Here is a 9,365-nt window from a genome sequence, read left to right on the forward strand (position 1 = left end):
TTGATAGAACTATCCAAAGCACCCCTTCGGGAGGCGCCACCTCCCCCACTCTAAGGAGCATCATGAGCTACAACGTACCCAACGTAAAGTTCAACGACGGCCGAACCATCCCGCAGCTGGGCTACGGCGTGTGGCAGGTTGAGGACGAGGTCGCCGAGAAGGTCGTGGGCACCGCCCTGGAGGTCGGCTACCGCCACATCGACACCGCCGCTATCTACGGCAACGAGGCGGGCGTGGGCCGCGCTATCGCTAACTCTAACGTAGCTCGCGAGGACATCTTCCTCACCACCAAGCTGTGGAACTCCGACCAGGGCTACGAGAGCGCGTTCGAGGCGTTCGAGGCTTCCCTGGAGAAGCTGGGCACCGACTACGTTGACCTGTACCTGATTCACTGGGCTAAGCCGCAGCAGGGCCTGTACCTGGATTCCTGGCGCGCGCTGATTGAGCTGCAGAAGCAGGGTAAGGTCCGTTCGATTGGTGTATCGAACTTCCCCGAGGAGCAGCTGCGCGAGATTATCAAGGAAACCGGCGTGGTTCCGGCCATCCACCAGATTGAGCTGCACCCCTACTTCTCGCAGGAGGCGCTGCGCGCCGTTCACGCCGAGTACGGCATCGTGACTCAGGCGTGGAGCCCGCTGGGTAACGGCAGCGACCTGCTGCAGAACCCCGTGCTGGCTGAAATTGCGGAGCGCCACGGCGCAACCCCCGCGCAGGTCGTTCTGGCATGGCACCTTGCTAAGGGCACCGTGGCTATCCCGAAGTCCGTGACTCCCTCCCGCATTGAGGAGAACCTGGCATCGGTGAACGTGAAGCTGACCGCTGAGGACATCGCGGCTGTGGATGCGCTCTCCAGCCCCGAGGGTCGTATTGGCGCTGACCCGGCGAACATCGACTTCTAAGGTGTAGCTCGGGCATAAAGCCCGAAACACATCTACATAAAGCCCCGACAGGCACAGTTAGTGCTTGTCGGGGCTTTTGTGTGCTCTTGTGGGGAGCCGAGATTTTAGAGAATGCTCATTCTCGGATTGTTCAATAAACCGGCGAGCGCTCCGTATCTATTTTTCGCCCGTTAGCTCTCGTCCGCTAGTTCTCGTCCTCCACCAGCAGGGAGAGGGAGATGCGGCGGCGCACCGGGTCAACCTCCACCACGCGCACCCGCACAATGTCGCCGCTGCGCACGATATCGTGCGGGTTCGCCACGTAGCCGCGGCTCATCTGCGAGATGTGTACGAGGCCGTCCTGATGCACGCCAATATCCACGAACGCGCCGAATGCCGCCACGTTCGAGACGGTGCCCTCGAGCACCATGCCGGGGCGCACATCCTCGAAGTGGGAGACGGACTCGGAGAAGCGTGCGGTGCGGAAGCTGCCGCGCGGGTCCAGGCCGGGGCGGCGCAGCTCGGCGAAGATGTCCTCGACCGTGTACACGCCGGCGGTGTTTTCTTCCGCGCTCGCCTGGGTATCACTCTGAGTGTCGCTCTCCTGCACGTAGTCGGCGGGGTTCAACCCGGCGAGCGGGTCGCTACCGTCCGAGGTGCCCAGGGCGCCGGCAACCCAGTGGGCGCCGTTGCGTGCCTGGGCGTCAGCAATAATGCGGCGCGCGAGCGGGTACGCTTCCGGGTGCACCGCGGAGGCGTCCAGCGGTTCCTCGCCACCACGGATGCGAATGAATCCTGCCGCCTGGCGGAAGGTTTTCGCGCCCAGTCGCGGCACGTTTAGCAACTGCTGGCGGTTCGCGAAGGGACCGTGTTCGGTTCGGTAGGCGACAATGCGTTCGGCGGTCGCAGTGCCCACACCCGCCACGTGCGCGAGCAGCTGCACGGAGGCGCTGTTGAGGTTCACGCCCACGGCGTTCACGCAGTCTTCGACGGTGTCGTTGAGGGCGCGGCGCAGGGCGGCGGGCGGCACGTCGTGCTGGTACTGGCCCACGCCGATGGACTGCGGGTCAATCTTGACGAGCTCGGCGAGCGGGTCCTGCAGGCGGCGCGCGATGGAGACGGCGCCGCGCACGGTCACGTCGTAGTCGGGCAGCTCCGCAGCGGCAAGGGCGGAGGCAGAGTAGACGGATGCGCCCGCCTCCGAAACGGTCACCTTCTGGGGTGCTTCTACGCCTTCCTCGCGCAGGGCGCGAATGAGTTCGCTGGCGAGCTTGTCGGTTTCGCGGCTTGCGGTGCCGTTGCCGATGGCGATGAGTTCCACGCGCTCCTCGCGGCAGGCTGCGGAAAGCTCGTGCAGTGCCTCTGTCCACTGGTTGCGCGGAGCGTGCGGGTAGACGGTGCCCACGCGCAGCGGCTCACCGGTGCCGTCCACCACGGCGTACTTCACGCCGTGGCGCAGACCCGGGTCCAGGCCGAGGGTGGTCTTATGCCCGGCGGGTGCGGCGAGCAGAATATCGCGCAGGTTGGAGGCGAACACCTCGGTCGCGTGCTGCGCGGCGGCGTCGAGCAGCTGGTGGCGAATACGTTCGGCAAGGCGCGGGCGCAGGTGGCTGCGCCATGCGGTGCGTACGGTCGCGGCGAGCCAGCCGAGCACGCGGTCTTCGTCGTCGACGGTGTTGAGCACCTGTACGGGGATACGTAGCGCGGCGGCAACTTCACGCTCGTATGCAGAACGTACGTTCTCGTAGTTTTCGGCGGCGGCTTCTGCCTCGGCGCGGGCGGCACCGCTCAGGCGGCTGAGCGCCACGGGGGCGGGTGCCACATCCACCTTGAGGCGTACCACGCCGGCGTCCTTGGCGCGGTGCAGCGCCAGCACGCGGTGCGGCGGGATGGAGCGAATACGGTCTGAGAAGGCGAAATAGTCGGAGAACTTCGCGCCGTCGCTCTCGTGACCGGCGATTACGCGGGACTCAATCACGCCACCCTCACGCAGGCGCTTGAGGAGCTTTTCGCTGAGCACCGGGTCGGTGAGGGCGCGGTCAATCAGAATCGCGCGGGCGCCGTCGAGGGCTTCTTCGGCACTGTGAATCTGCAGGGCTTCTTCCGCCTCCGAAGCTTCAACGCCCTCTTCCTCATCCTCTTCGGTGCCGTCGGTAATGTACGCGGCGGCAATGGCGTGCGCGTCGGCGAGGGGCACCTCCAGCAGGTCTTCGACGAGCGAGTCGAGCCCTGCGGCGCGTGCCATCTGGGCGCGGGTCACACGCTCGCTACGGTAGGGGGCGTAGATGGCGTTCACGTCTGCGATGGTGGCGGCGTTCATGAGCGAGGAACGCAGCTGCAGCAGGGTGAGCGGGTCAATGAGGCCTTCGTCGGCGCGTTCGGTGAGCGCTTCAAGCACGCGGTTGCGTCGCTCTTCGAGGGCGCGGAGCTGGCTCAGGCGCGACTGGATGGTGCGCAGCTGGGTGTCGGTGAGCGCGCCCGTTGCTTCTTTGCGGTAGCGGGCGATGAAGGGCACGGAGTTGTCGGCGTCGAGCAGCGCTACGGCGGCGCGGATGCGGTGCGGGGCGATGCCGGTTTCTACCGCGAGCGCGTTGATGAGGTGTTCGGCGGGCTGCTCAGTTTTGCCGCCGGTTTCGTGTTTTTCGCGGCCTGCGGCGCTGCCGGGCGCGGGGTCTGTAGCTCGATCCGCGCGCGGGCGGATGCTGCTCGGGAGGGGGTGTTCGCTCATCCTTCCAGTTTCGCATATTTCGGCACACTTCTGGGGCGAAGCGGCAACTGGGCTGGGTGAGTCAGCGCGAGGCTTATTTGACACATCGTTTTAGTCGCTATGCTGGGTAATATTTTCGATAGAGCGGGCATCATCCCCATGCCACTTTTCGGTGCAGAATATGACTTTTTGTGCATATTTTGCCCTGTGGGGATGCTAAACAATGTCATCTTTACGCAAGAAGGCGTGTTAAGGGTGCACATATTTGAATAGTGCTAAGTTCCAGCGATAAATTTAGATAAAAGAGCATATTTTTTTGAAAAAATATCTCTCATTCGTGCAGATAAGGACGTGGCCTCACACCACGCAAACACCCTTATCTGCGTGCACACATTCAGGGTTCGGCGGCACGGTACGACGAGGTGCCGTCACCTCCTACGCATGAAAGAGGGACCCAAATGCGCGAACATGCCGCGCTTTCAAACGCCCCGGAGGGCTACTTAGATTTTCACGACGAGTACGCGGAACTCATTGCAGAACTCGCCGCGTTGGGGTTCACCCCTACCCAGGTTCTCCGCCGCCTCAGCTTTCTGTACCCGCACATCAATAAGAAGCATCTGAACTATGCGCTGAACTCCGGCATCTGGCAGTTTGGCCCGGTCGCCGCAGACGCCCCGAGCTACCCGATGCTCGCTTGCGGACTCTGGTACGTTTTCGCGGAAGCCTACGATCTGCCGCCGGAGCCCGAGTACGCGGCGCTGGTTCTTGATTGCGATATTATCCACGACCTGCCGCCTGCCCTGGAGGCACGCCACTTTGGCAGTGAAGATATCGCCACCATCCTTGCGAAGATTGGTGCAACGCTCAAGTACCTTGCCGCGCACCCCTACTCCCAGCTGGAGGAAGAGGCGTACGCGCAGACCGTTGAAGACATCAGGCAGCGCGGCGCCGAAGAAATCGGCACCGAGGGCGGCAGCCTGTACACTCTGCTCGCCGCCAGCATGGAGGGTGAATCCGCCTGGCCCGCGCCCGTGGAGACTGCAAAAGACACCCTCGGTGACGGCGACTGGACCCTCGGCATGCTCCGCACCGGCATCTACCCGGCGGAGGCGCTCGAGAACGAGTGGTACATTGACGCCGCCGAGGTACCCGACGATTTCGCGTCGAAGACTCTAAGCCTCTTTTTGAGCTATTGCGCCCGCTACGACCGCGAACCGACGGCTCTCGCGTACGGCTACTGGTCGACCATTCAGACCCTGATTGGTGAGGTGCCGCCTCTGGGTGCGGTGCGCGCAAAGTTCGGCTCATGGCAGTCGGCGTTGCATCGTGGACGCGCGCAGATTGCCCGCGAGCTGCGCCTGTGGACCCGCAACGAGGCAAAGGCGGCGGCAGAGGCTGAGCTGAACGCCGCTGAGGATCTTGAGCTTCTCGATGCTGAACTCACCAGCACTGAACTCACCGCAGCAGAGCAGGCTGAGCAGGACACCCCCGAAGAGACCCCCGCGAACGCTCTCACAGAGTCAGCAGAACCCGTAGAGCCCGCACGCCTGAGCGCTCGCGAGTTCAACGAGCAGGGCATCGGCGTGGTGCAGACCGCCCACACCGACCTGGCGGCGTACCACCGCACCCAGTGGGAGCAGACGGTGGAGGCCTTCGGCGAACGCCTCGCGCAGCTTGCCTGGAACCGCCGTCTGAGCACCTACTACTTCTTCGATGGCGCATCCCTCGAGGATGCCGACCCGACCCCCATGGTGACGATTTTCCGTTCCCCCACCGGCTTCCTCTGCGAGTTCGAACCCACCGTCGAGGCGCTACCCGCCTTCGACCCGGAATTCCTGCAGGAGCACGGCTGGAGGCACCCGGTACCGGTGCACGCGCTGTGGAATCTGCACGCACTCGACCCGATGGAGGCGGCTGCCGCCGTTATCGAGGCGATGCGTTCCGGTTGCGGCTGTGAACGCTGGGATTTCTACCGCACCGACGATGACGAGGATCCGCTGGCGGAAGAAGCTGAGGTAGCGTCCGTCTAAGCGCCCGCTTCGTAAAAACCTATAGAGATGACAAAAGCCCGCGCCCCTACTCCCGAAAGAGTAGGGGCGCGGGCTTTACGCATGCACGGCTATCCGGCACAGGTAACCGGCACAGGTAGGCCGGCACCGATAGCCAGCGTGGCTTAGCATAACTGTTTAGCGTGCCGAGAAGATCTCGGACGCCTCCACAATCGCAATCTGCGCGGTGCGGGTCGAAATTGCCTCGTGACGGCGTGCATCGGCGCGGCGCTTGAAGAACCAGCCGATACCCAGAATCGCGAACCAGACGGGCATTGCGAGCAGGCCGCGCAGGGTCTCCTCATACATGGCCAGCACGCCGATGGTGAAGGCGAAGAACGCCAGGGTCAGCCACGCGGCAAAGCGACCGCCGGGCAGTCGGAAGTGCGACTTCTCGTGGCGCGAGGGGAACTTCTTGCGGTACATCAGGTAGCTGACCATAATCATGGCCCACGCAAAAATCACGAGCACCGCAGCCACGGTGGTGACCAGATTGAACGCGCTCGAAATCGAATCGCCCGCGTACAGCAGAACCAGCGAGGACAGCAGCATCACGGCGGAGAGGAACAGCGCATTACGCGGCACGCCGTTGCCCGAGAGCTTGCCCAGGAAGGCGGGTGCGCTACGCTCGCGTGCCAGGCCGAATGCCATGCGCGAGGTCGAGAAGATACCGGAGTTCGCCGAGGAGGTTGCACTGGTAATCACCACGAAGTTGATGATGTGCGCGGCGATGCCCAGGCCCGCCAGGGTGAACATGGCGACGAAGGGGCTGTTGTCGGGGCTGACAAGGCGCCAGGGGGTGACCATCAGGATGATGGCGAGCGCACCCACGTAGAAGACCATGATGCGCACGGGCACGGCGTTGATTGCCTTGGGCAGGGTCTTTTCGGGGTCCTGGGTTTCGGCGGCGGTGGTACCGACCAGCTCGGAGCCCATGAATGCGAAGACGGCGATCTGGAACGCGCCGAGGAAGCCGATGAAGTGGTTGGGGAACATGCCACCGTCGTTCCAGAGGTTCGCGACGGATGCCTGCGCGCCGCTGGGCGAGGTAAAGCCGATAGCCACAAGTGCGCCACCGACCACAATCAGGGCAACAATCGCGACAATCTTAATCATGGAGAACCAGAATTCGATTTCGCCGAAGTTCTTCACCGAGACCAGGTTCAGCACCAGGAGCACGCTGATGACGGCGAGCGCCGGAATCCAGGCTTGCAGGTCAGGCCACCACATGCGCAGGTAGCCGACGATTGCGATGATGTCCGCAACCGCGGTCACCACCCACATGAACCAGTACGACCACCCAAGGAAGAAGCCCGCCATGGGGCCGACCAGGTCGGTGGTGAAGTCCGAGAAGGACTTGTACTTCAGGTTCGACAGCAGGATTTCACCCATGGCGCGCAGCACCAGGAAGATGACGGCGCCAATGAGCATGTACACGAAAATAACGGAGGGGCCGGCGACGGAGATAGCGCGTCCGGAGCCCATGAACAGGCCGGTACCGATGGCACCGCCAATAGCGATGAGCTGAATATGTCGGTTGCTCAGACCGCGGTGCAGTCGCTCTCCCTGTTCGGGAGCTTTAGGATTCAGGGTGACGTTGTTCTGTTCAGTCACGACGTCCTCTTTTCTGCAGTTAGGCCCCGTAGCGCATATAGTGCATGGCGGATGAGGGTTTTTCGGTGTCATCCGGCAGGTTTCGCGTATAGATATGCAACCACTATTAATGCGGGGCAGCCCCGGCTTTCGGGGCGGAAGATGCGCTCAACCATGGTTCGCGCCGCATCCGGGGCGTGTTCAAACATCGCCCGATGCGGGTACCTTTGGGAGCTTACACATCTGTTTGGATAGATATTCTACATGCTTTGAACGGTGAATGAAATGTTTTTCAGCTCTTGGTGTGTCGTGAATCTATTAGACAGGTCACTACATGCCGTCTGCCGGGGCCAATAGACGCAGAAAGCCCCGCCCTGCGCATCCATCAAGAATGCGGGGCGGGGCTTACACGCAAGCAGCCAGAGGAAAGCCGAAAACTACTCCTGGCCAGCCTTGTCAGCAGCGTTTTCAGTAGCCAGCGCGCGGGCACGCTTAGCGGCGTGGCGGCGGGTTAGGATCTCGTAGCCGATCGCCAGAACAATGAACCAGATGGGGGTCAGTGCCAGACCGATTGCGGTGTCCGGGTACAGGCTCAGGGCGTAGACCATGACGGCGAAGAAGACCAGACCGAACCAGCTCATGCCGATACCCCAGGGCATCTTGTATGCGGATGCCTCGTGGCGCTCGGGGAACTTCTTGCGGTAGACCAGGTACGCAATCAGGATCATGCTCCAGGTGAAGATACCCATCATGGACGCCACCGAGGTCACCACAGTGAACGCCTCCATGATGCCGCTACCGGCATACAGCATGACCAGGCTAAACAGCAGCATCACGCTGGTCAGGTATAGGGCGTTGGCGGGCACACCGTTCTTGGTGAGCTTACCCAGCGCGGAGGGTGCGGCGCCGTCGTGCGCCAGACCGTAGACCATGCGGGAGGTCGAGAAAATACCGGAGTTCGCCGAGGACGCCGCGGAGGTCAGCACCACAAAGTTCACCAGGGAGGCGGCAACACCAATGCCTGCCAGGGAGAACATGCCCACGAAGGGGCTCATGGACTTATCCAGCTTGTCCCAGGGGGTGACGGCGAGGATGGTCAGCAGCGGCAGGGCGTAGAAGAGGCCAATGCGGAGGGGCACCGCGTTAATAGCCTTGGGCAGGGTGCGTTCGGGGTGTTCGGTTTCCGCCATGGCGGCACCAACCAGCTCGGCACCCACGAAAGCGAAGAGCGCAATCTGGAAGGCACCCAGGAAGCCCGTCAAACCCTGGGTGAAAATACCGCTACCGGAGGGGCCGGGATGTTCCCACAGGTTCGTTACGGAGGCGACGGTGCCGTCGGGCGCGGTGAAGCTGAAGGCGACCATGAGCGAGCCAACAATAATGAGGGCGACAATCGCGACGATTTTAATGACGGCGAACCAGAACTCGATTTCACCGAAGTTCTTCACCGAGGGCAGGTTCAGCAGCAGCAGCGCCACGATAACGGTCAGCGCCGGGATGAAGGCGGGGATTTCCGGCCACCAGTATTTGACGTAGCCGGTAATCGCGATGACGTCCGCGATACCCGTGACCACCCAGAAGAACCAGTACGACCAGCCGACAAAGAAGCCGGCGCGCAGGCCGAGAATGTCGGTAATGAAGTCGGTAAAGGACTTGTACTTGGGGTTGGAGAGCAGAATCTCACCCATGGCGCGCAGCACAAAGTAGATGATGCTACCGATAATTGCGTACACAAAGACGATGGAGGGGCCGGTGAGGGCAATAGTCTTCGCCGAGCCAAGGAAGAGGCCGGTGCCGATAGCGCCGCCAATAGCGATGAGCTGGATATGCCGGAAGCTTAGTCCGCGCTGGAGCTTAGAGTGCTCCGCTTCAGAGTCTAGACCAGTGACGGAGTTCTGCTGTGTCACGTATTTCTCTTTCCTGCGTCGGTTCGCCCTAGTTTTGTTCGGGCAGTTCCAGGTGGTTGGTATTCATGCATATTTCTTAATGGCAAAAAGGAGGGGAACCTCGCATTTCCTCAGCCCGCGCGGCGTGCTTGGGCTTGTGGGCTCCGATTTTGCGGGGCTTCCGGTTTCTTGCATCACCGATAAAGAATTATGCAAAGAATGCATAATTTCAAATTTTACCCCCTAATACCCA

General features: G+C 62.1%; 5 protein-coding genes. 2 read left to right on the forward strand and 3 right to left on the reverse strand.

Translation table 11 applies throughout. The features are described from left to right. The first annotated feature begins 62 nt into the window (after positions 1 to 62). The gene (locus QZ540_RS03280) at positions 63 to 899 is read left to right on the forward strand and encodes an aldo/keto reductase (RefSeq protein WP_294627710.1); all 837 of its coding nucleotides are present in this window, start codon (positions 63 to 65) and stop codon (positions 897 to 899) included. A 184-nt stretch (positions 900 to 1,083) separates the two neighbouring features. On the opposite strand, the gene QZ540_RS03285 is transcribed toward QZ540_RS03280, so the two are convergent. After that, positions 1,084 to 3,606 (reverse strand): helix-hairpin-helix domain-containing protein, encoded by a 2,523-nt coding sequence (locus QZ540_RS03285; RefSeq protein WP_294627712.1) that lies wholly within the window; start codon positions 3,604 to 3,606, stop codon positions 1,084 to 1,086. A 437-nt stretch (positions 3,607 to 4,043) separates the two neighbouring features. On the opposite strand from QZ540_RS03285, the gene QZ540_RS03290 reads away from it, so the two are divergent. After that, on the forward strand, positions 4,044 to 5,615 hold the full coding sequence (locus QZ540_RS03290; RefSeq protein WP_294627714.1) for a dehydrogenase: 1,572 nt from the start codon (positions 4,044 to 4,046) through the stop codon (positions 5,613 to 5,615). A 156-nt stretch (positions 5,616 to 5,771) separates the two neighbouring features. Here QZ540_RS03290 and QZ540_RS03295 read toward each other — a convergent pair whose 3' ends face one another. Then, the gene (locus QZ540_RS03295; RefSeq protein WP_294627716.1) at positions 5,772 to 7,247 is read right to left on the reverse strand and encodes an amino acid permease; all 1,476 of its coding nucleotides are present in this window, start codon (positions 7,245 to 7,247) and stop codon (positions 5,772 to 5,774) included. 416 nt (positions 7,248 to 7,663) lie between these two features. Next, a complete protein-coding gene (locus QZ540_RS03300; protein WP_294627718.1) occupies positions 7,664 to 9,133 on the reverse strand; it encodes an amino acid permease in 1,470 nt (489 codons plus the stop codon). Positions 9,134 to 9,365 lie beyond the last annotated feature (232 nt).

This window comes from uncultured Rothia sp., assembly GCF_916049665.1.
Taxonomy (GTDB): Bacteria; Actinomycetota; Actinomycetes; order Actinomycetales; family Micrococcaceae; genus Rothia.